This window comes from Nocardioides proteolyticus (genome assembly GCF_051280635.3).
In the GTDB taxonomy this organism is placed as follows: Bacteria; Actinomycetota; Actinomycetes; order Propionibacteriales; family Nocardioidaceae; genus Nocardioides.
Map to the genome: position 1 here is coordinate 23,074 of NZ_JBNBPO030000024.1, position 21,596 is coordinate 44,669.

22 protein-coding genes and 1 pseudogene are annotated in these 21,596 nt (G+C 73.0%); 2 read left to right on the top strand and 21 right to left on the bottom strand.

The features are described 5' to 3' along the window. Nucleotides 1–22 precede the first annotated feature (22 nt). The 4 genes from ACPOLA_RS14590 to rplS are packed head-to-tail and all read right to left on the bottom strand — an operon-like array spanning nucleotide 23 to nucleotide 2,384. Nucleotides 23–331 (bottom strand): DUF2469 domain-containing protein, encoded by a 309-nt coding sequence (locus tag ACPOLA_RS14590; protein WP_435771165.1) that lies wholly within the window; start codon nucleotides 329–331, stop codon nucleotides 23–25. Further along, a complete protein-coding gene (locus ACPOLA_RS14595) occupies nucleotides 328–1,020 on the bottom strand; it encodes a ribonuclease HII (protein WP_435771166.1) in 693 nt (230 codons plus the stop codon). Before ACPOLA_RS14595 ends, ACPOLA_RS14590 begins: the two co-directional genes overlap by 4 nt. A 27-nt stretch (nucleotides 1,021–1,047) precedes the next feature. After that, on the bottom strand, nucleotides 1,048–1,974 hold the full coding sequence (lepB, locus tag ACPOLA_RS14600; protein WP_435771167.1) for a signal peptidase I: 927 nt from the start codon (nucleotides 1,972–1,974) through the stop codon (nucleotides 1,048–1,050). Between the two features lie 47 nt (nucleotides 1,975–2,021). Beyond that, nucleotides 2,022–2,384 (bottom strand): 50S ribosomal protein L19, encoded by a 363-nt coding sequence (rplS, locus tag ACPOLA_RS14605; RefSeq protein ID WP_435771168.1) that lies wholly within the window; start codon nucleotides 2,382–2,384, stop codon nucleotides 2,022–2,024. Nucleotides 2,385–2,551: 167 nt separating this feature from the next. Between rplS and ACPOLA_RS14610 the strand changes: the two genes are divergently transcribed. After that, nucleotides 2,552–3,805, top strand: coding sequence for a Fic family protein (locus tag ACPOLA_RS14610; protein ID WP_435771169.1), 1,254 nt, complete (start codon nucleotides 2,552–2,554; stop codon nucleotides 3,803–3,805). Between the two features lie 30 nt (nucleotides 3,806–3,835). Here the strand turns inward: ACPOLA_RS14610 and ACPOLA_RS14615 are convergent, their stop codons facing one another. The 6 genes and pseudogenes from ACPOLA_RS14615 to rpsP form a co-directional block, all read right to left on the bottom strand. Next, the gene (locus tag ACPOLA_RS14615; RefSeq protein ID WP_435771170.1) at nucleotides 3,836–5,056 is read right to left on the bottom strand and encodes an ammonium transporter; all 1,221 of its coding nucleotides are present in this window, start codon (nucleotides 5,054–5,056) and stop codon (nucleotides 3,836–3,838) included. A 157-nt stretch (nucleotides 5,057–5,213) separates the two neighbouring features. Beyond that, complete coding sequence (locus ACPOLA_RS14620; protein WP_435771214.1) at nucleotides 5,214–5,681, bottom strand: GNAT family N-acetyltransferase; 468 nt, start codon at nucleotides 5,679–5,681, stop codon at nucleotides 5,214–5,216. Between the two features lie 12 nt (nucleotides 5,682–5,693). Then, nucleotides 5,694–6,374 (bottom strand): annotated as a pseudogene (gene trmD, locus ACPOLA_RS14625) (tRNA (guanosine(37)-N1)-methyltransferase TrmD); the annotation flags it as partial. Continuing rightward, nucleotides 6,371–6,922 carry a ribosome maturation factor RimM gene (rimM, locus tag ACPOLA_RS14630; protein WP_435771171.1) on the bottom strand — a complete coding sequence of 184 codons (552 nt, stop codon included), beginning with the start codon at nucleotides 6,920–6,922 and terminating at the stop codon, nucleotides 6,371–6,373. The gene rimM and the pseudogene trmD, both read right to left, overlap by 4 nt. Before the next feature lie 99 nt (nucleotides 6,923–7,021). After that, complete coding sequence (locus ACPOLA_RS14635) at nucleotides 7,022–7,261, bottom strand: RNA-binding protein (protein ID WP_435771172.1); 240 nt, start codon at nucleotides 7,259–7,261, stop codon at nucleotides 7,022–7,024. Between the two features lie 2 nt (nucleotides 7,262–7,263). After that, a complete protein-coding gene (gene rpsP, locus ACPOLA_RS14640; RefSeq protein ID WP_435771173.1) occupies nucleotides 7,264–7,806 on the bottom strand; it encodes a 30S ribosomal protein S16 in 543 nt (180 codons plus the stop codon). Nucleotides 7,807–8,052: 246 nt separating this feature from the next. Between rpsP and ACPOLA_RS14645 the strand changes: the two genes are divergently transcribed. After that, nucleotides 8,053–8,691 carry a hypothetical protein gene (locus tag ACPOLA_RS14645; RefSeq protein ID WP_435771174.1) on the top strand — a complete coding sequence of 213 codons (639 nt, stop codon included), beginning with the start codon at nucleotides 8,053–8,055 and terminating at the stop codon, nucleotides 8,689–8,691. Between the two features lie 22 nt (nucleotides 8,692–8,713). Here ACPOLA_RS14645 and ACPOLA_RS14650 read toward each other — a convergent pair whose 3' ends face one another. From ACPOLA_RS14650 to mutM, 11 genes are all read right to left on the bottom strand, one after another. Next, nucleotides 8,714–9,790, bottom strand: a complete 1,077-nt coding sequence (locus ACPOLA_RS14650) for an amidohydrolase family protein (RefSeq protein ID WP_435771175.1) — start codon at nucleotides 9,788–9,790, stop codon at nucleotides 8,714–8,716. A gap of 24 nt (nucleotides 9,791–9,814) precedes the next feature. Next, nucleotides 9,815–10,183 carry an NYN domain-containing protein gene (locus ACPOLA_RS14655; protein WP_435771176.1) on the bottom strand — a complete coding sequence of 123 codons (369 nt, stop codon included), beginning with the start codon at nucleotides 10,181–10,183 and terminating at the stop codon, nucleotides 9,815–9,817. An 11-nt stretch (nucleotides 10,184–10,194) separates the two neighbouring features. Further along, the gene (ffh, locus tag ACPOLA_RS14660; protein WP_435771177.1) at nucleotides 10,195–11,769 is read right to left on the bottom strand and encodes a signal recognition particle protein; all 1,575 of its coding nucleotides are present in this window, start codon (nucleotides 11,767–11,769) and stop codon (nucleotides 10,195–10,197) included. 103 nt (nucleotides 11,770–11,872) lie between these two features. Continuing rightward, the gene (locus tag ACPOLA_RS14665) at nucleotides 11,873–14,113 is read right to left on the bottom strand and encodes a [protein-PII] uridylyltransferase (RefSeq protein WP_435771178.1); all 2,241 of its coding nucleotides are present in this window, start codon (nucleotides 14,111–14,113) and stop codon (nucleotides 11,873–11,875) included. Nucleotides 14,114–14,120: 7 nt separating this feature from the next. Next, complete coding sequence (locus ACPOLA_RS14670; protein ID WP_435771179.1) at nucleotides 14,121–14,459, bottom strand: P-II family nitrogen regulator; 339 nt, start codon at nucleotides 14,457–14,459, stop codon at nucleotides 14,121–14,123. A gap of 137 nt (nucleotides 14,460–14,596) precedes the next feature. Next, complete coding sequence (gene ftsY / locus ACPOLA_RS14675) at nucleotides 14,597–15,754, bottom strand: signal recognition particle-docking protein FtsY (RefSeq protein ID WP_435771180.1); 1,158 nt, start codon at nucleotides 15,752–15,754, stop codon at nucleotides 14,597–14,599. A gap of 69 nt (nucleotides 15,755–15,823) precedes the next feature. After that, a complete protein-coding gene (locus tag ACPOLA_RS14680) occupies nucleotides 15,824–16,123 on the bottom strand; it encodes a hypothetical protein (protein ID WP_435771181.1) in 300 nt (99 codons plus the stop codon). A 20-nt stretch (nucleotides 16,124–16,143) separates the two neighbouring features. Then, nucleotides 16,144–16,590: an acyl-CoA thioesterase gene (locus ACPOLA_RS14685; RefSeq protein ID WP_435771182.1), complete on the bottom strand. Its 447-nt coding sequence runs from the start codon at nucleotides 16,588–16,590 to the stop codon at nucleotides 16,144–16,146. Then, on the bottom strand, nucleotides 16,590–20,198 hold the full coding sequence (smc, locus tag ACPOLA_RS14690; RefSeq protein WP_435771183.1) for a chromosome segregation protein SMC: 3,609 nt from the start codon (nucleotides 20,196–20,198) through the stop codon (nucleotides 16,590–16,592). Before smc ends, ACPOLA_RS14685 begins: the two co-directional genes overlap by 1 nt. Before the next feature lie 252 nt (nucleotides 20,199–20,450). Continuing rightward, a complete protein-coding gene (locus ACPOLA_RS14695; protein WP_435771184.1) occupies nucleotides 20,451–20,648 on the bottom strand; it encodes a hypothetical protein in 198 nt (65 codons plus the stop codon). 79 nt (nucleotides 20,649–20,727) lie between these two features. Continuing rightward, the gene (gene mutM, locus ACPOLA_RS14700) at nucleotides 20,728–21,582 is read right to left on the bottom strand and encodes a bifunctional DNA-formamidopyrimidine glycosylase/DNA-(apurinic or apyrimidinic site) lyase (RefSeq protein WP_435771185.1); all 855 of its coding nucleotides are present in this window, start codon (nucleotides 21,580–21,582) and stop codon (nucleotides 20,728–20,730) included. Nucleotides 21,583–21,596: the final 14 nt, after the last annotated feature.

The following is a 21,596-nucleotide window of genomic DNA, read 5'->3' on the forward strand; positions in this document are numbered from 1 at the left end:
GGGGGTCGAGACGATCGGTCGACTAGCTCTTCGGGAGCTCCAGGTCGGAGGTGGCCAGCTCCTCCACGTTGACGTCCTTGAAGGTCAGCACCTTGACGTTCTTCGCGAAGCGCGCCGGGCGGTACATGTCCCAGACCCAGGCGTCGGCGATGGTGACCTCGAAGAAGACGTCCCCGCCCTCCGTGCGCGCCTTCACGTCGACGGAGTTGCAGAGGTAGAAGCGGCGGTCGGTCTCCACGACGTACTTGAAGATGCCGACGACGTCGCGGTACTCCCGGTAGAGGTTCAGCTCCTGCTCGGTCTCGTACTTCTCGAGCTCCTCGGCACTCACGCCTCCGACTCTAGCCCCGCGGTGTCCACCAGCGGCTCGAGTCCCGCCGCGCGCCGCACGTTGACGAAGCGCATCCGGTGGATCGGCGAGGGGCCGTGCTGGTCCAGCGCCGCGGCGTGCTCGGCGGTGATGTAGCCCTTGTGGGTCTTGAAGTCGTAGGCGGGCCACTGCTCGTCCAGCTCGGCCATGATCCGGTCGCGGGTGACCTTCGCAAGCACCGACGCGGCCGCGACGCAGGCGGCCACCCGGTCCCCCTTCCACACCGCCAGCCCCGGCGCACCCAGCCCGTCGACCGGGAAGCCGTCGGTCAGGACGTACGACGGCGGCACGGCGAGCTTGGCGACGGCCCTGCGCAGCGCCTCGACGTTGGCCACGTGCATGCCGAGCCGGTCGCACTCCTCGTGCGACACGACCACCACCGACCAGGCGACCGCACGACGGACCACCTGCTCGTAGCACCGCTCCCGCGCCGCCGCGGTGAGGAGCTTGGAGTCGGCCAGACCCGGGACGATCCCAGCGCGGCCGGGAGGCAGGATGGCGGCCCCGGCGACCAGGGGGCCCGCGCACGCACCGCGGCCCGCCTCGTCGACCCCGGCGACCGGCTCGAGACCGTGCCGCCTCAGGGCACGCTCGTAGCCGTAGATGCCGGCGTCACGCCGTACCGTCGCTCCCTTCGGCAGCGTCGACATCGGTACTCCCGCTCGGTCGTGTCCGGTTCAGTCCTGGCCGCCCGCTGCGGCCGGAGCGCGCTGGGCGAGCCGCTCCGCGCGCTCGACGAGGTCGGCGGGCGGGTCGGACGGCACGTCCGCGAAGGCCTCCGGGCGGCTGATCCAGCGCCACCGGTCGCGCGGCCAGATCAGGGTGAACACCTTGCCCACGACGAGGTCGGTGGCGACCCAGGGGCTCTCCGTGCAGGGGTCCTCCTCGGGACCGCACAGATGGGCCCGCGAGTCCGCCGAGTGACCCCGGTTGTCGCCGAGCACGAACAGCTTGCCCGGCGGGATCGGACCGACGGTCCACGAGCAGGGCCGTGCCAGCGCCGTGCCGCGCTCGGTGATCCAGTCGTCGACCGGCGCGTTGCACGCGCCCGGGTCGGGGCCGAGGTAGCCGGCCTCCTCGACGGCCTCGCCGTTGACCTCGAGGCGCCCCTCCTTGTCACAGCAGACCACGACGTCGCCCTCGGTGCCGATCACCCGCTTCACGAGGTGACCGCCGGTCGGGTAGAGCCCGACCTTCGAGAGCAGGTTGGCGAACCCGGTCGGGCCTGCGGTGTCGGTGGGCGTCAGCCACTGCCCGGGGTCCTCGAAGACGACCACGTCACCGCGCTGCGGCTGCTTGCCGAACCAGTAGGAGACCTTCTGCACCAGGATCCGGTCGTTCTTGACCAGGCCCGGCTCCATCGACTCCGACGGGATGTAGAAGGCCTGCACGAACACGGCCTTGATCAGCACGGCCAGCCCGAGCGCCACGGCCAGCAGCAGGATGGTCTCCTGCCAGACGGGGAGGTGCTTGCGGCCCCCGTCGTCGGAGCCACGGCCGCCGGTGTCCGACCCGGCGTGGTCAGGCCCGACCTCCGGCGGGTCCGACCCGGCGTCGGCTCCGCCGTCCTCGGGACGGCCGCCGCCGGAGCTCGGTGTGGTCACGGGGGTCGAGTCTAGGCAGACCGATGGGAACGACCGGTCCGGGGACCTCAGGCCTCCCGGCGCTCCTTGATCTTGGCAGCCTTGCCGCGCAGGTTGCGCAGGTAGTAGAGCTTCGAGCGACGCACGTCGCCGCGGGTGACGACCTCGATCTGCTCGAAGATCGGCGAGTGGAGCGGGAAGGTCCGCTCGACGCCGACGCCGAAGGACACCTTGCGCACCGTGAACGTCCGGCCGACGCCGGAGCCGTGCATGCGGATCACGACGCCCTGGAAGATCTGGACGCGGGAGCGGTTGCCCTCGACGACCTTCACGTGCACCTTGACGGTGTCGCCGGCGCGGAAGTCGGGCACGTCGTCGCGCTTGACGGCGTTGCCGAGCTCGGTCACGAGGGCGGGGGAAATCTTCGACATGGTTCTCCTCGCGAGTGCCACAGGTCAGCCGCGGTATAGGGGTGGAAACTGCGGGGGCGACACGGTCGACGGTTCCCCTGTGGCAGAAGCGTCCGTGTCACCGACCCAGAATCCTCCCACAGCCGTGGGAGGCGGAGAAATCGGCAGCCGGCTGGAAGAATGCCGCTATGGCGCACCCCGAGCTCCCCGTCGACTGGGTGCCGCACACCTTCGAACGGCGCCCGTGGGGACAGCGGGTGCCTCGCGGCCCGCGCGCGGAGCGCCGGCTGCGCGAGATCGAGGTGGCCCTGCCGCCCCGGATCCGCGACCTGGACCTGACGCTGCCCGACGACCTCGCGCGTCTGGTCACCGCCGCACTGGGCGAGCTGGGCGAGCTGGACCTCGTGCACGGCCGGACGCTCAGGGCGCTCAACCACCTCCACCTGCGGGTGGAGGCGATCGACTCCTCGCGGATCGAGGACATCGAGGCGGGGATCGCCGACTACGGACGCGCCCTGCTCGGGGTCGGCGCGAACGCCTCAGCGGTGTCGATGGCGTCGGCCACGTCCGCCCTCACCCGGCTGATCGGGGATACCGGGCTGACCCGGCGGGTGCGCGCCGAGGCGGTCCTGCAGGCGCACGAGGACCTGTTTCGCACCAACCCCGAGGAGGCGCACCGCGCCGGCACGTTCCGAACGACGCAGAACTGGGTGGGCGGAAGCGACTTCTCCCCGACCGGCGCGCTGCACGTGCCACCGCCGCCCGAGACGGTGCCGGCGTACCTCGACGACCTGTTCGCGTTCGCGAACCGCGACGACATCTCGCCGCTGGTCCAGGCAGCCGTCACGCACGCTCAGTTCGAGTCGATCCACCCGTTCATCGACGGCAACGGCCGGATCGGGCGGACCCTCATCCACGCGGTGCTGCGACGTCGCCGGGCCACCCGGCACCTGACGGTGCCCCTCGCGTCGGCCCTGGTGGCCGACCGGGCGAGCTACTTCGCCGCCCTCGACGACTACCGCGCCGGGCACGCCCGCACGATCGTCACGATGCTCGCCTCGGCCACCCGGGTGGCGACCGCCGAGGCGTGGCGCACCGCCCGCGACATCGACGCTGCGCGCGACCGGTGGGGTGCCGCCGTGGGCGGCACCAGGCCCGGCACGCCCCTGCACCGGGTGCTCGACCTGCTCACCGAGGAGCCCATCGTCAACCTGCCGCTCGTGGCGGGCCGGCTGCGGATCGAGGAGGAGGCGGCCGGCGAGGCCGTCCAGCGCCTGGTCGACGCCCAGGTCCTCTCCCAGGTCCGCGGGACGCGGCGCGCGCCGGTCTGGCTGGCCCAGGAGATCCTCGACGTCGTCCACGCGATGAGCAGCCGCGTCCAGGACAGCAGCATCCGGGTGCGCCAGGGCGTCGTCGCGGACGGCGCAGGCCCGCCCCGGTGAGCCGGGACGGGCCTGCTGGGTCGGCGGCGGTCAGTTGATCGCGTAGCCCTCGCCGTGGAAGACGAGGTCGATCCCGGCGATCTCGTCCTCCTCCTTGGCGCGGAACCCGATGGTCTTCTCGATCGCGAAGCCCACCACGTAGGCGACGACGAAGGAGTAGACCGCCACGGCCAGCGAGGAGACGATCTGGGTGACGAGCTGGTCCACGCCGCCGCCGTAGAACAGGCCCGTCTCCGGGAACGCGGCGATGAGACCGAGCGCCCAGCAGCCCACCAGGCCCGCGACGAGGTGGATGCCCACCACGTCGAGCGTGTCGTCGTAGCCCAGCTTGAACTTGAGGTCGATCGCGAAGGCGCAGATCGCACCCGCGACCAGGCCCAGCAGCATGGCGAAGACCGGCGTGACGTGGGCGCAGGCCGGGGTGATGGCGACGAGGCCGGCGACGACACCGGAGGCGGCGCCGACGGCGGTCGCCTTGCCCTCGCGGAAGTGCTCGACCGCGATCCAGCCGAGCATCGCCGCGGCGGGCGCGCCGACGGTGTTGAGGAAGATCAGGCCGGCCCCCGCCTCACCGGTGTTGAGGCCGGTGTTGAAGCCGAACCAGCCGAACCACAGGATGGCGGTGCCGATCAGGACCAGCGGCACGTTGTGCGGCTGCGCCTCCTCCTTGGAGAAGCCGACCTTCCGCTTGCCCAGCACGAGCGCGAGCGCCAGGGCCGCCGCGCCGGCGTTGATGTGGACCGCGGTGCCGCCGGCCCAGTCCAGCACGCCGCTCGCGGTGCCCTCGGGGAAGAGGTTGTAGATCCAGCCGTGGTCGGCGTTCCACACCCAGGCCTGCACGGGGAAGTACGACAGCGTGCCCCACACGCCGGCGAACAGCATCCAGGGCCAGAAGCGCGCGCGGTCGGCGATCGCCCCGGAGATCAGGGCGACGGTGATGATCGCGAACGACGCGCCGAAGGCGACGCCGGTCAGGGGCGAGCCCTCCGTCTCCCGTGCCAGGTCGGAGAGCCCGAAGTCGGAGAACGGGTTGCCGACCAGCTTGCCCAGGCCGTCACCGGTCAGGTTGCCCATGTTGAACCCGTACAGGATCCACAGGACGCTGATCAGGCCGAGCGAGCCGAAGCTCAGCATCATCATCGAGATGACGCTCTTGGACTTGACCAGGCCGCCGTAGAAGAAGGCCAGGCCCGGTGTCATGAACAGGACGAGGGCGGTGCACAGCAGCACCCACGCGGTCGAGTCGGTCATCGGTACCTCTCGGGTCTCGGGAACGAGCACGAGCCAGCAGCTCTGCGGGATCTCGCGTTGCGCCAGATCCTCGCGACGCCCCGTTTCGTCGGACTCCGACCGAGGTTTCGTGGTTGTTACAGGTTCGCCGACCCTGTGACGGGCCGGTGAACGGCGCTCACCGGCGGCGCTTGCTCAGCACCACGGCCCCCGGCGGCGCGGGCAGGTCGGTGCGCAGTCGGAAGCCCGCCTTCTTGTACATCCGCTGGTTGCGGGCGCTGGCGGTCCCCGTGAACAGCAGGTACGACGTCGCCTCGGGCGCGGCGACGGCCTGGATGTGGTCGAGCAGCGCCCGGCCCAGCCCGGCGCCCTGGATGTCGGGGGCGACCATGATCCGGCCGATGTCCCACACCTCGCCCTCCAGCCGGCCGCGGGCGGCCGCCACGAGCCGCCCGGCGCGGCGCACCACGTAGGTGTCCCACTCCTCCAGCCAGCGGCGGACGTCGTCGAGGCCCTCGTGCAGCGCCGGGATGTCGAGGCTGTCGTTGGCCAGTGCCTCCTGCACCCAGCAGGCACGCTGCAGCGTGAGGATCTCCCCCGCGTCCCCCGCCGTCGCGCGGACGATCGGCGTGCCGTCGGGCAGCACCGACGGCGACAGCAGGTCGGGACGGCGCTCGGCCGTGCGTCGTACCGCCTGCTCGCGGCGCCAGCGGACGATCGCGCCGTGGTCGCCGCTGAGCAGCACCTCGGGGACGTCCCGGCCGGACCAGGTGCGGGGCTTGGTGTAGACGGGGTACTCCAGCAACCCGCCCGCCTGCACCGCGTGGGACTCCTCGGTCAGCGACTCCGCGTTGCCCATGAACCCGGGCAGGAGCCGTACGACGGCCTCGGTCATCGCGAGCGCGGCGACCTCGCCGCCGTTGAGCACGTAGTCGCCGAGGCTGATCTCCCGCACGTCGGCGAGCTCGCGGGCGTGGTCGACGACCCGCTGGTCGATGCCCTCGTAGCGACCGCAGGCGAAGACGAGCCGCGGGCGGGTGGCGAGGTCCTCGGCGATGCGCTGGTCGAACGGCTCGCCGGACGGGGTGGTGAAGACGACGGTGGTGTCCGCGTCGAGCGCGAGGTCGGCGAACGCATCTCCCCACGGCTCGGGCTTCATGACCATGCCCGCGCCGCCGCCGTACGGCGTGTCGTCGACGGTGCGGTGCCGGTCGCGGGCCCAGTCGCGGAGGTCGTGCACCCGGAACTCCACCAGTCCGCTCGCCGCGGCCTTGCCCGGGAGCGAGAGGTCGAGCGGTGCGAAGAAGTCGGGGAAGATGGTGAGGTAGTCGAGCCTCACGACTCGTCCTCGTCGGCGAACGGCGAGACCAGGCCGGGCCGGTCCGCGACCACCACCCTTCCGCCGGCGACGTCCACCTCGGGGACGAGCGCGGCGACGAAGGGCACCAGGGCCTCTCGGTGGTCGGTGGTCCGGACCCGCAGGAGGTCCTGGGCCCCGTGGAAGAGCCCGACCACCTCGCCGAGGTGGCTGCCGTCGAGGTCGTGGACCTGTAGCCCGACGAGCTGGTGGTCGTAGAACTCCTCCGGGTCCTCGGGCACCTCGTCGGCCGGCACCTGCGCGGTGAGCACCACGCCGCGCGCGGCCTCGGCCGCCGAGCGGTCGGCGAGCTCCTCGAAGGTCACCAGCAGCACGCCCTGGTGCCACCGGGTCCGGCTCACCGTGAGCGCCCGGTGGCTGAAGGCCGACCCCTTCGGGGGCTCGACCGCAAGCACCGCGCCCACGGCATAGCGCCGCTCGGGCTCGTCGCTGCGGACGTCGACGGTGACCTCACCCCGGACGCCGTGCGGCTTGCCGATCCGCCCGACGACGACCTCGATGCTCTCCACGGGTCAGAGGTTAGGGCGCGGTCAGCGCGAACGACGAACGGGCGCCCTCCCGAAGGAGGACGCCCGCTCTGCGTCGGAGACGCGCTCGGCCCGAACAGCTCAGCGGCGGTCGGTGTCGACGAAGTCGATCCGGGTGCCGTTGTTGCCGGCCAGCGCGGCGATGACGGTGCGGAACGCGGTCGCGGTGCGCCCGGACCGGCCGATCACCTTGCCGAGGTCGTCGGGGTTGACCCGCACCTCGAGGATGGAGCCGCGGCGGAGCTGCTTGTCACGCACGACCACGTCGTCGGGGTGGTCGACCACTCCTCGCACCAGGTGCTCGAGCGCGTCGGCCAGCACCGTCAGCCCTCCTGCTTGTCGGCGTCGGGACGCTCGATGCTCTCGGGCTTCTCAGCAGCCTCGACGGCAGCGGCCTCGTCCTCGGCGCCCTCAGGGGTCTCGACGCCCGGGGTGCGGGCCTCGAGCTCCTCCAGCGGCGTCTGCTCGTCGGCCTTCTTCTCGGCCTTCTTCTTGGTGGTCACCGCGGCGCCCTTGGGCTCGTTGGCGGCCTCCTTGAGGGCCTCGTTGAAGATCTCGAGCTTGTCGCGCTTGGGCTCCTTGACCTTGAGGGTGCCCTCGGCGCCGTCGATGCCCTTGAACTTCTGCCAGTCGCCGGTGATCTCGAGGATCCGGGCCACGGCCTCGCTCGGCTGCGCGCCGACGCCCAGCCAGTACTGCGCCCGGTCGGAGACGACGTCGATGTACGACGGGTCCTCCTTCGGGTGGTACTTGCCGATCTCCTCGATGACCTTGCCGTCGCGCTTCTTGCGCGAGTCGACGACGACGATGCGGTACTGCGGCACCCGGACCTTGCCCAGGCGCTTCAAACGGATCTTGACGGCCACGTTTGTGGTGTCTCCTCAGACTTTGGTGGTGGGTGAGTCGTGGGCTGCCAGGTGGGGAACCGGGGCCACCGACTCGGGAGGCGCTGCGTCTTCCGGTTGAGAGGGTCCGGGCCACGCAGAACTCAGCGGCCAAGTCTGCCAGACGCCCCGGGACGGGGAGAAATCGCGCCACCGCACTCAGACCGGCGGCCGGCGGGCCGAACAGGTGTGCGAACCACTCGTGACATCCCAGGGGGGGACACACCGATGAACCGCATCCGCCGCACCGCCGCCGCGACCGTCGCCGCGACGGCGCTCGTGCTCGCGCCGACCACCGCCGGCATCGCCGACGCCGCGCCGAAGCACTCGAAGGCCGCCAAGGCCAGCAAGGCCAGCAAGGCCAGCAAGGCGAAGTCCCAGGTCAGGCAGGTGCTCCAGGACATCACGGTCAAGGACCGGGGGCTCGCCCGGATCGCGGTCTCCAGGACCGTGACCCGGCTCAGCGACGACTACGAGGCCGTGCTGGTCGACTCGATCTCGTTCGACCGCGACGACCTGGCCGTCCTGCGCGAGGAGGCGCTCGCCGCCGACAGCAGCTACGACGCCCGCGCGGTCCGTACCGAGATCCGGGCGTTCCGGGTCGAGATCTACACCCAGGCCGCCGGCATCGTCCGCGAGGGCGAGAAGCTCGCCGTCGAGGCCGCCGAGGACGCCGAGGCGCTCGCGCTGGTCGACCTCGCGATCGAGTCCGCGCTCGCGCTGAACAGCCACAGCCCGAAGTCGGACGTGGCGGCTGCCAAGCAGTACCTCGAGGACGCCGAGGCCGAGCTCCTCGACGTCGACGACCCGGTCGACCCGGAGGAGCCGCCGGTCGACTCCGAGGACCCCGTCGAGCCGACCGCCTGACAGGTCCTGACGTGCTGCGGGGTCAGGCCACGAGCCGGCCCCGCAGCACGACGTACGACGGCTCGGCGAGGACCGACAGGTCCTCGACGGGGTTGCGGGGGTAGACCACGAAGTCCGCCGGGTCTCCCTCACCCAGCCCGCCGTTCCAGCCCAGCCAGGCCCGGCCGCGCCACGACGCCGCGCCCAGGACGTAGTCGGCGGGCAGGCCCATCTGGGCCATGGCGAGGATCTCCTCGTGCAGCACGCCGTGCCGGGTCGTGCCGCCGCCGTCGCTGCCGACGTAGAGCTCGACGCCGGCCTCGTAGGCACTCATCAGCACGTCGCGTCGGCGCTGGTGCAGGCTCTCCATCGTCGCCGCGTAGGCGGGGAACTTGTCGCGCCCGGCGTCGGCGAAGCCGGGGAACTTGTCGGTCTGCAGGACGGTCGGCACCAGGGCGACCCGGTTGGCCGCCATCTGCTCGACCTGCGCCTCGGTGAGGCCGGTGCCGTGCTCGATGCAGTCGATCCCCGCGTCGAGCAGCGGCGCGAGCGACTCCTGCCCGAAGCAGTGCGCCGTCACCTTCGCCCCGGCGTCGTGGGCCGCGGCGATGGCGTCGGCGACCGCCCCTGGCGGGAACGAGGGGGCGAGGTCGCCCTCGTCCCGGGAGATCCAGTCGCCGACCAGCTTGACCCAGCCGTCACCGGCGGCGGCCTGCTCAGCGGCCGCGGCGGCCAGCCCGTCGGGCTCCACCTCCTCGGCGTAGTTGCGGAGATAGCGCCGCGTGCGCGCGATGTGCCGGCCGCAGCGGATCAGCCTCGGGAGGTCCGCGCGGTCCTGGACCCACCGGGTGTCGGCCGGGGAGCCGCAGTCGCGCAGCAGGAGCACGCCGTTGTCACGGTCGGCGAGGGCCTGGCGCTCCACCTCGTCGTCCGGCACCGCTCCGCCGTCCTCGAGCCCGAGGTGGTTGTGGGCGTCGACCAGACCGGGCACGATCCAGCCCTCTCCCGCGGTCTCCGACCCGGGCGGGCGGTCGTAGGTGACGCGCCCGTCCACCACGAAGACCTCGCGCGCCTCGCCGTCGGGGAGCACGGAACCGGCGAACCTGAGCGGGGTGATCATGCCGGGGACGTTACCGGCCCGGCGTCAGAGTCGATCGAGCAGCCAGGACGGGCTCAGGGTGGTCGCTCCGACACCCGCCACCCGAGCGTCCAGGGCCCGGTCCGCGGTCACCACGACGACACGGTCGCCCCGCTCCGCGGCGCGACGCGCCTCCGCCACGATGGTGGCGTCGCCGTCCTTGGGAGCGTGCACGGTGCGCACGTGGGCGTCGCGACCGGCCCGCACCCCGCCCTTGGCCTGTCCCTCGAGCACCAGCACGACGACGTCGTGCTCGATGTCGGCCACCAGGAGCTGCTCGTGCAGCCGCCGTGCGGCCCCGGCGCGGTCCTTCCACCAGCCGTCGGGCCGGGCGCCGACGACGTTGGCGCCGTCCACCACGAGGACCGAGGACACGCGTCAGCCGATCACTTCAAGAACTTCGAGAAGTCCTTGGGCAGCTCGAGGTTGGCCGCGGCGGCCTCGTAGTCGATGTCCTCGCCGATGCCGAACGGGTTCGGCCGGGCCTGGGCCGCCTTCTCCTTCTCGGCGGCGGCCTCCTGGGCTGCCTTCGCCGGGTTGCCGGAGCGGCGCGCGCCCTTGCCCTTGCCCTTCTTGGCCTTCTGCTTCGCGCTCGTGCGCTTGCCGCCACCCGGGCCCATGCCCGGCATCCCCGGCATGCCGGGCATCCCGGGCATCCCGCCGCCGCGCGCCATCTGCATCATCATCTTGCGGGCCTCGAAGAACCGGTCGACCAGGCCGTTGACGTCGGCCACCGTGCGCCCGGACCCCTTGGCGATCCGTGCGCGGCGGGACCCGTCGATGATCTTGGGGTTCGCCCGCTCGGCCGGCGTCATCGAGCGGATGATCGCCTCGACCCGGTCGATCTCGCGGTCGTCGAAGTTCTCCAGCTGCTCGCGGACCTGCCCCATGCCCGGCAGCATCTGCAGGATCTTCGACATCGACCCGAGCTTCTTCAGCTGCTGCATCTGGGCGAGGAAGTCGTCGAGGGTGAAGTCACCGCCGGTGAGCTTCTCGGCCGCCTTGAGCGCCTCCTCCTGGTCGAAGGCCTTCTCGGCCTGCTCGATCAGAGTGAGGACGTCGCCCATGTCGAGGATCCGGGAGGCCATCCGGTCGGGGTGGAAGACGTCGAAGTCGGTCATCTTCTCGCCGGACGAGGCGAACATGACCGGCTTGCCGGTGACCTGGCGGATGGACAGCGCCGCACCGCCCCTAGCGTCGCCGTCGAGCTTGGTGAGTACGACGCCGTCGTACCCGACGCCGTCGAGGAACGCCTGCGCCGTGGTGAGCGCGTCCTGGCCGATCATCGCGTCGACGACGAAGAGCACCTCGTCGGGCTGCACCGCGTCACGGATGCCGGCGGCCTGCTGCATCATCTCCGCGTCGACGCCCAGACGGCCCGCGGTGTCGACGATGACCACGTCGTGGAGCTTGCGCCTGGCCTCCTCGACCGAGGCCCGCGCCACCGACACCGGGTCGCCGACGCCGTTGCCCGGCTCGGGCGCGAAGACGGGGACGCCGACCTTCTCCCCGTTGACCTGGAGCTGCTGCACGGCGTTGGGGCGCTGCAGGTCGCAGGCGACCAGCATCGGCGTCTTGCCCTGCTCCTTGAGCCAGAGAGCCAGCTTGGCGGCCAGGGTCGTCTTGCCGGCGCCCTGGAGGCCGGCGAGCATGATGACGGTCGGACCGGACTTGGCGTAGCGGAGTCGACGGGTCTCGCCGCCGAGGATGGTGACCAGCTCGTCGTTGACGATCTTCACGACCTGCTGGGCGGGGTTCAGCGCCTGGCTGACCTCCTCGCTGCGGGCCCGCTCCTTGACGGCGGCGACGAACTCCTTGACGACCGGCAGCGCGACGTCCGCCTCGAGCAGCGCGATCCGGATCTCTCGGGCGGTGGCGTCGATGTCGGCGTCGGAGAGCCGCCCCTTGCCGCGGAGGTTCTTGAAGGTCGCGGTCAGGCGATCGGAGAGAGTGGCGAACAAGAGCGTTGCGTCCTTGCGGGATCGTCGTGCGGGGCAGGTCTCGGACACCCGATCGTAACCGGCAGTCCGGCCGCGACGTGTGTGGAGGGCGCTGCTGAGCAGGTCAGCCTGAGTGGTCGTCCCCGGTGAGCGCGGCGCGGACAGCATGCGCGGCCTGGGCCGCCCGGGTCTCCGACAACGCGCCCGCGGACGCCTCCTGCACGTAGAAGACGTCGACCGCCTGCGGCCCGAGCGTCGAGACGTGCGCGGACCGGACCGTGATGTCCAGCTCCGCCAGCGCTCGGCAGACGAGGAACACCACGCCGAGCCGGTCGCCGGCACGGACCTCGATGACCGTCGCCTGCGCGCTCGCCTCGGGGCGGAGCACGACCGTCGGGGCCAGCTCGCCGCGCGCGGGGGCCCGGGGCGCGAGCCGCACCGCGGGGTCCACCCGGCCGGCGGCGACGCCGTCGAACTGGTCGCGCAGTGCCCCGGCGACGACGTGGTGGTCGGCCACGTCCCACACCGAGACGCCGTACCGTCCCTGCGACCAGGCTCGCGCGGCGCGCACGGGCACCCGCCGGAGCGCGAAGGTCGCTGCCACGTCGGCGAGGAGGCCGACCCGGTCAGGGCACACGGCGGTCACCCGCGCGCCGTCGGCGGCGCGCTCGACGGTGAGCGCCAGCTCGCCGGCCGTCGCGGCCTCCGGGACGTCGACCTGGTCGGTGCCGACGGTCGGGAGGCCGGTCCCCTGCTCCAGCGCGGCCTCCGCCCGCCGGGCGAGGTCGCGGACCAGTCCGGCCCGCCACGACGTCCACGCCTTCGGTGAGGTGGCGCGGGCGTCGGCCTCGGTCAGCGCGGTCAGCAGCGTCAGCGCCTCCGCCGTCCCGATCCGCTCCGTCAGCGCCTCGATGGTCGCGGGGTCGTCGGGGTCACGGGTGGTGGCGACGTCGACCAGCAGGAGGTGCCAGCGCACCAGCAGCGCGACCAGATCGACCTCGTGCTCGCTGAACCCCATCCGGGTGCTGATCTCGCGGGCGATCGGCGCGCCGGCGACGCTGTGCTCGGTCAGCCCGCCCTTGCCGATGTCGTGGAGCAGCGCGGCCACGACGAGCACGTCGGGGCGCGACACCGAGCGGATCAGCGCCGACGCCTCCACGCAGGTCTCGACGAGGTGCCGGTCCACGGTGAAGCGGTGCACCGCCGACGCGTGCGGCAGCAGCCGGACCCGCTCCCACTCCGGCAGGATCCGCTCCAGCGCGCCGGTCTCCTCGAGCGTCTCCCACACCCCGAGGAGCCCCGGACCCGCGGCGAGGAGTCGGACCAGCTGCTGGCGGGCCTCCGCCGGCCAGGGCGACGGGAGCGGCGGACATTCGCGCACCAGGCGGGCCGCGGTGGCCGGCGCCAGCACGACGTCGCGCACGGCGGCCTCGGCCGCGGCGCGAAGCAGCAGGACCGGGTCCTCGCTGGGCCTCGCTCCCCGGTCGAGCACCACCTCGCCGTGGGCCAGGGCCACGCCGGGGGCGAGCGGCTCGAGCTCCGGCCGCCGCGGCTTCGCCGCCGGCGTACGACGCAGCGCGTCGTCGGTCCGCCGCCACGCGAGCCGGGAGAGGTGGGTGAGCCGGCGACCGAGCTCGCGGACGTGGCGCTGGGCGCGGTGCTCGTCGGGCAGGTCGAGCGCCGCTGCGATCGCGGCCCAGTGCTCCGGGCCGACCCGGTCGGTCGCCCGTCCGGTCGTCGCGTGCAGGACGTCGCGGACGTCGAGCAGCTGCGTGCGGCACCGGGCGAGGTCGGCCGCCGGCACGTCAACCAGCCACGTGGCGGTGAGGCTCTTGAGGATGGTCGCGTCACGCAGGCCGCCCTCGGCCTCCTTCAGGTCGGGGACCGACAGGTGGGCGAGCTCCCCGACCGCGCGGTGCCGGCTGCGGACGAGCTCGCGCAGCTCCGGCAGCCGCTCGCGCGCCTTCCGCCGCCACTCGGCGAGGACCGTGGTGCGCAGCCGCAGGGTCAGGCCGGGGTCGCCGGCGACGTGGCGCACGTCGAGCAGCCCGGAGGCGACCCGGACGTCGGCGTCGGCCGCGGCGAGCATCTCCGGCAGCGTGCGCACCGAGTGGTCGAGCTTCACGCCCGAGTCCCACAGCGGGTACCAGATCCGACTGCCCAGGTCGGCGAAGAGCGCGGGCTCCACGGACTCGTCGCCGACCAGGACCAGGTCGAGGTCGGAGCACGGCGCCAGGTCTCCCCTGCCGTAGCCGCCGACCGCGACCAGGGCGACCCCGGCGTCGGGGCCGCCGACGTCGTCGTACGCCCTCGCGCAGCGGGCGTCGGCCTGCTCGGTGCGGGCTGCGCGCTGGGCGGCGGTCATCGTCGGGCTACAGGGCCGCGGCGTCCTTGTCGCCCGTGCGGACCCGGATCACCGTCTCGACGGGGCTCACCCAGACCTTGCCGTCGCCGATCCGCCCGGTGTGGGCGGTCTTGGTGATGATGCCGACGACGTCCTCGGTGTCGGCGTCCTCGACCACGATCTCGATCCGGATCTTCGGCACCAGCGCGATGTCGTACTCGGCGCCGCGGTAGACCTCGGTGTGCCCCTTCTGCCGGCCGTAGCCGCTGACCTCGCTGACGGTCATGCCGGTCACCCCGAAGGCCTCGAGCGCCTCGCGGACGTCCTCCCACTTGTGCGGCTTGATGACGGCGGTGACGAGCTTCATGCCCTGCACCCTCGCCGGTGGAGGTTTCCGCGCTCCCCGGCAGTTGTTTCGGGCAGGTAACGGCTTCGCCGCCCCGGTTACGTGTGCGTCACGCGACCGGCGGGCTGCCTGGCTCGGCGGCTCAGTGGCTCGGCGGCTCAGGCGCCGCCGAGGAGCGCGTCGACGAAGGCGCCCGCGTCGAACGGCGCGAGGTCGTCGGGCCCCTCGCCGAGCCCGACCAGCTTGACCGGCACGCCGAGCTGGCGCTGGACGGCGACCACGATGCCGCCCTTGGCCGAGCCGTCGAGCTTGGTGAGCACGATCCCGGTGACGTCCACGACCTCCGAGAACACCTTGGCCTGGATGAGGCCGTTCTGGCCGGTCGTCGCGTCGAGCACCAAAAGCACCTCGGTGACCGGCGCCTGCTTCTCGATCACCCGCTTGACCTTGCCGAGCTCGTCCATCAGGCCCTGCTTGTTCTGGAGCCGCCCGGCCGTGTCGACCACGACGGTGTCGAGGTCGCGCTCGATGCCCTGCTTGACCGCCTCGAAGGCGACGCTGGCCGGGTCACCGCCCTCGGGCCCGCGGACCACCTCGACGCCGACCCGCTCGCCCCAGGTGGCCAGCTGCTCGGTGGCGGCGGCGCGGAAGGTGTCGGCGGCCGCCAGCAGCGCGGTGCGCTCCTCGGCGACGAGGATCCGGGCGAGCTTGCCGACGGTCGTGGTCTTGCCGGTGCCGTTGACCCCGACGACGAGTACGACGCCCGGCGCGTCGCCCTCGCCGCTGATCCGCAGCGCCCGGTCCATCGTCGGGTCCACCAGGTTGACCAGCTCCTCGCGGAGGACCGTGCGCGCGTCGGGCGCGGCGCCGCCCTCCACCCGCATCCGGGTGCGCAGCCGCTCCACGAGCTCCTGGGTGGGTCCCACGCCGATGTCGGCGGCGAGGAGCAGGTCCTCGATCGCCTCCCAGGTGTCCTCGTCGAGCTTGTCGCGGCTCAGCAGGCCGAGCAGGCCGCGGCCGAGAGTGCCGGACCCCGCGAGCCGCTGGCGCAGCCGGACCAGCCGTGAGGCCGGCTTCTCCGGCCGCTCGACGACGGGGGCCTCCGGCTCGGCCGGCGCGACGGGCGCCTCCTCGACCTCGAGCGGCGCGGTGGCGGTCTCCGCAGCCTCCGGCGTCGCCGGCGCGACGACGTCCGCGCGGGCGTCCTCGGGCAGCCGTCGGGGGCGGCGCGTCCGGCTGCCGACGAGCCCGATGACGACGAGCACAGCGACGGCCAGGAGGCCGATGACGAGGTAGAACCACTCCATGGCGTCCATCCAATCAGGCGGCCGGGCGCCTCCGCGGAGCGGTCGTCGTCTCGGGGAGACTGCCCGGCCGGGTGACGCTCAAGGGGTGCGCTGGAGGTCCCGCTCGTGCTCGTCGATCACCGGAGCGGAGCCGACGGCCCGCTGGAGGGCGTCGCCGAGCCAGGGCACGTAGGGCACCTGCATCCCGCGGTGGGGGTAGGCGACGTACACCACGACCAGGCCGGCGACGACCATGCTCGTCAGGACGGCCAGGACGACGAACAGCACGTTTCTCGACTCCTCCGAGTAGGGACCGATCTCGAGCGCCCATCCTGCCCTGCGGAACCCGTGGCCGGTGGCGCCACGCAGGGCCGGTCCGCCGAACGAGGCGGAGATCACACGGCGCGCCGCACCCGCGGCTACAGCAGCGGCTCGACCGCCTGCCGAATCAGCTCGGGCACGGGGGTGACGGGGCGTGCGGGGTCGGTGTTGTCGACGTAGACGTGGACGAACCGGCCCTCGGCGCACGCGGTGGCACCGTCGCCGTCGGGGTCGCCCTGGAAGAGGCCGATCCGGTAGATGATCGAAGACGTCCCGAGCCGCTCGACGGCGAGCCCGAGGTCGATCGGGCGGGGATAGCCGAGCTCGGCGAAGTAGCGGCACGACACCTCGGCGACGACGCCGATCTGCGGCAGCCGGCGGATGTCGGTGCCGGTGGCCTCGGCGAGGTGGGCGTTGACGGCGGTGTCGATCAGGTCGAAGTAGCGGGCGTTGTTGAGGTGCCCATAGACGTCGTCGTCGGACCAGCGCGTCGTCGCGGTGCGCCACACCCGGTAGGAGGAGCGCGCCGGGCGCTCAGCGGCCACTACGCCGACTCCTGCCGCAGCCGCTGGCTGATGACCGCCGACACCCCGTCGCCGCGCATGGTGACGCCGTACAGCGCGTCGCCGACCTCCATCGTGCGCTTCTGGTGGGTGATCACGAGCAGCTGGGAGTTCTCGCGCAGCTCCTCGTAGATCTCCAGCAGGCGGCCGAGGTTGGTGTCGTCGAGGGCGGCCTCCACCTCGTCGAGGATGTAGAACGGCGAGGGCCGGGCCTTGAAGAGCGCCACCAGGAAGGCCACCGCCACGAGCGAGCGCTCCCCGCCGGAGAGCAGGGACAGCCGCTTGACCTTCTTGCCCGGCGGCCGGGCCTCGACCTCGACCCCGGTGGCCAGCATGTCGGAGGGGTCGGTGAGCACGAGACGACCCTCGCCCCCGGGGAACAACCGGGCGAAGGTCTGGTCGAACGCCTTCGTCACGTCGGCGTAGGCCTCGGTGAACACCTGCTCCACCTTGGCGTCGACGTCCTTGACGATGTCGAGCAGGTCCTTGCGGGTGGCCCGGAGGTCCTCCAGCTGCTCGGAGAGGAACTGGTGACGCTCCTCCATCGCGGTGAACTCCTCCAAGGCGAGCGGGTTCACCTTGCCGAGCATCGTCAGCGCGCGCTCGGCCGAGCGCAGCCGCTTCACCTGCTCCTCGCGCACGTAGGGCACGGTGCGCTGCTCGGCCTCGCTCTGGTCCGCCGCCTGGTCGGATGCCTCCACCACGGCCTCTCGCGCACCGTCGTCCTCGGGAGGCGGCTGGTCCCACACCGGCACCGGCTGGTCCGGGCCGTAGTCGGCGACCAGCGCGTCCGCCTCGAGGCCGAGCTCCTCCAGGGCCCGGGTCTCGATCTGCTCGATGCGCATCCGCTGCTGGGCGCGCGCCATCTCGTCGCGGTGGACCGAGCTGACCAGCTCCTCGTGCTCCCGGCCGAGGTCGCGCAGCTGCTGGCGGACGGCGGTCAGCTGCTGCTCGCGGCCGCGGCGGGAGTCCTCGACGGCGCGACGCTGCTCGGTCGCCTGCTCGACCGAGGCCTCCAGGCGGGACAGGACGTAGCCGGCCGCAGCGGCGACGGCCTGGCCGGCACGGCCCTCGCGCAGCAGCCGCTCCCGCCGCTCGGCCGCGCGGGCGCGCGCCTGCCGCTCGGCCTCGGCGGCCTTGCGGATCTGCTCCACGCGCCCGTGCAGCGCACGGCCGCGCTCCTCGGAGGTGCGCAGCGCCAGCCGGGCCTCCATCTCGCCTTGGCGCGCCGCGCGGGTGGCCTCGACGAGCCGCTGCTGCTCGGTGGTGTCGGGCTCCTCCTCGCTGTCCTCCTCGGCGCTGGCCAGCCGCTGCTCGAGCTCGGCCAGTCCGACGAGCGCCTGCTCGCGGGCGGTCTCGGCCTGGCTGATCGCCTCGGCGAGGCGGTCGGCCTCCGCGCGGGCCGCGCGGGCCAGCGACCCGTGCTGGCCGAGCTCCTCGGCGACGGCCGCCAGGGTGGCGTCGGACTCGTGCAGCTTGGCGAGCGCGACGTCGACCCGCTGCCGGGCCTCCGCGCGCTCGTGCTCCAGCCGGGCCAGGTCGAACGAGAGCCGCTCGGACGCCGCGACCGCGTCGGTGAGCGCGGCGGCAGCCTCGTCGACGGCCGCCTGGATCTCGATCAGGCTCTGGGTGTGGCTGGAGCCGCCCGACGCGAAGTGCGCGCCGAGCAGGTCGCCGTCGCGGGTCACGGCCACGACGTCGGGCAGGTCGGCCACCAGGCGTCGCGCGGCGGCGAGGTCGTCGACCACGGCCACCTTGCGGAGCAGCCGGTTGAGCGCCGGGCGCACCTGCCCGGGGCAGTCCACCACGTCGACGGCGTACGACGCCCCGCCGGTCAGGGTCGGCCACTCGCTCGTGCGCTCGGGCTCTCCCCCGCCCAGCAGCAGTCCGGCGCGTCCGAGGTCGTCGCTCTTGAGGTGGTCGATCGCCGCCACGGCCGCGTCGGCGTCGGTGACCGCGACGGCGTCGGCCGCGGCCCCGAGCGCGGCGGCCACCGCCGCCTCGTGGCCCGAGCGCACCGAGACCAGGGCCGCGACGGAGCCGAGCAGGCCCGAGAGCCGGTCGCTAGCCGCCAGCAGCGCGCCGGCGCCGTCCTTGCGGGCGAGGCCGATCTCCAGGGCCTCCTTGCGGGCGGCGAGGCCGGCCTTGTCGCGGTCGGCCTGCTGGGCCTCCTCGCGCACCTTGACGAGCCGCTCCTCGATGTCCTCGAGCGCAGCCACGGCCGCCTCGTGCTCGGCGTCGAGGCCCTCCTCGCCGGCGTCGAGCCCGGCGACCCGGGTCTCCAGGGCGGTGAAGTCGCGCTGCGCGCGCTCGGCGCGGGCCAGCGCGTCGGTGCGGGCCGTCTCGAGCCGCCCGATCTCCTCCTCCGCGGCGGTCGCCCTGGACCTCAGCGTGTTGACCTGCCCGTGCAGCCGGGCCAGACCCTCACGGCGGTCGGCCGCTGCGCGCAGCAGCGCGGCGACCCGGCGCTCCTCGGTGGCGGCGGCCTCCTCGGCGTCGCGCCGGGCCTGGACCGCGGCCTCGAGCGCTGCCTGCTGCTCGGCCACCAGGGCGGCGATCTCCGCCTCCTGGGCGGCGAGCCGCTCGGCCTCTGCGTCGAGCTCGTCGGGGTCGCGGCCCTGCTCCACCTCCGCCTCGGAGACCCCGGCGGCGTTGCGCACGCGCTCCGCGGCGAGGCTCTGGGTGCCGCGGAACCGCTCCCGCAGCGCGTTGAGCGACGACAGCGTCTCCTGGGCGGCTGCGAGGGCCGGCAGGTCCTCGCGGAGAGCGGCCTCCAGGGCCGCCTCCTGCTCCCGGGCCTGCGCGATGGCCGCCTCCACGTGCTCCCTGCGGGCCACCAGCACGCTCTCGTCGGCGAGCTCCTGCTCGAGCGCCTGACGGGCGGTGGCCAGGTCGTCGGCGAGCAGCCGAGCCTTCGCGTCGCGGACGTCGGCCTGCACGGTGGCGGCGCGGCGCGCCACCTCGGCCTGGCGGCCCAGCGGCTTCAGCTGCCGCCGGATCTCGCTCAGCAGGTCGTTGAGCCGGGTGAGGTTGCCCTCGGTGGAGTCGAGCTTGCGGAGCGCCTTCTCCTTGCGCTTGCGGTGCTTGAGGACGCCCGCGGCCTCCTCGATGAAGCCGCGGCGGTCCTCCGGGGTGGCGTGCAGGATCGTGTCGAGCTGGCCCTGCCCGACGATGACGTGCATCTCCCGGCCGATGCCGGAGTCGCTGAGCAGCTCCTGGACGTCGAGCAGCCGGCACGGCGTGCCGTTGATGGCGTACTCCGAGCCGCCGGTGCGGAACATGGTCCGGCTGATGGTGACCTCGGAGTACTCGATCGGCAGCGCGCCGTCGGCGTTGTCGATGGTGAGCACCACCTCCGCGCGACCGAGCGGCGGCCGGCCGGACGTGCCGGCGAAGATGACGTCGTCCATCTTGCCGCCGCGCAGGCTCTTCGCGCTGGCCTCGCCCATCACCCACGCCAGGGCGTCGACCACGTTGGACTTGCCGGAGCCGTTGGGACCGACGATGCAGGTGATCCCCGGCTCGAGCTGCAGGGTCGTCGCGGAGGCGAAGGACTTGAACCCCTTGAGGGTCAGGCTCTTCAAGTACACGCAGGCTCCCTTGCTTCGCTCACACCGGTCGGGTGCCGGGGACGGACGGACGATCCTCTCAGTCGGCTGAGGAGGGTCCGTCGCGGGGGAAGCTCGGCGCCCTCACCCTACCTTCCGGCGGCGACGCCGGTACGACGTCTCCGGCGTGTCACCCGGTCCGGAAACGGCTCGGACCACCGTCGCCTGACGGCGAGGTGGTCCGGAGTTGGTGCACCTGGCGTCGGCCGCGGGCCGGCGTCGCGGAGTCCGCGGTCAGGCGGGCTGCATCTCCTGCGCGTCGTCGGCGAGGATCTCGGCAGCCCGGGCGGCCATCAGCTTGTCGTTCTCCTCCGAGAGGCGGAGGACGAGGGACTCCAGCTCGGCGACCCGGTTGCGCAGCCGTGCGTTCTCGACGGCGAGGCGGGGGTCGCGGAGGTCGCTGTTCAGGTGCCCGATCAGCGCCTTGGCCATGAAGTTGAGCCTTCCGGTTCAGAGGGGGTGTCGGCCCGGGACGGGCCGTCTACAAGAGTCCCACTTCGGCGCGCGTGGGTCAAACCACGCGGCGCCTGCGCGGCACCGGCTGGCACCGTGGACAGAAGTACGACGACCGGTTCATGAAGGCGACCCGCCGGATCGGCGTGCCGCACCGGTCGCAGGGCTCGTCGGCGCGGCCGTAGGCGTGCAGCGAGCGGTCGAAGTAGCCCGACTCGCCGTTGACGTTGACGTAGAGGGCGTCGAAGGAGGTGCCGCCCTGGGCCAGCGCCTCGAGCATCACCTCGCGGACGTGCCCGAGCAGCTCGACGGCCTGCTTGCGGGTCAACCGGTCCCCCGGACGGTCGCCGTGGAGTCCCGCCCGCCACAGCGCCTCGTCGGCGTAGATGTTGCCGACCCCGGAGATCAGCCCCTGGTCGAGCAGCAGCCTCTTCACACCGGAGGTACGGCGCCGCAGCCGGGTCACGAACGCGGCGTCGTCGAAGAGCGGGTCGAGCGGGTCGCGGGCGATGTGGGCGATCTCGGGCGGCAGCTCGGCGCCGCCGACCGAGACGGAGAGCCCGCCGAACATGCGCTGGTCGACGAAGCGGAGCTCGCGTGGCCGGTCGAGGCCGAACCGGACCCGCAGGTGTCGCTCGGGCGGCGCGTCGGCGGCCTGGACCAGCATCTGTCCGCTCATCCCGAGGTGGGCGAGGATCGCGTTCTGGTCGTCGAGCGGCAGCCAGAGGTACTTGCCGCGACGGCGCGCGGCGAGGATCCGCCGCCCGGTCAGCGCGGCGGTGAAGTCAGCTGCGCCGCCGGGGTGGCGGCGTACGGGGCGGTCGTGGAGGACGTCGACGGAGGCGATCGTGGCGCCGGCCACGTGGCGCTCGAGGCCGGCACGGACGACCTCGACCTCGGGCAGCTCGGGCATGGCGGTGTCCGGTC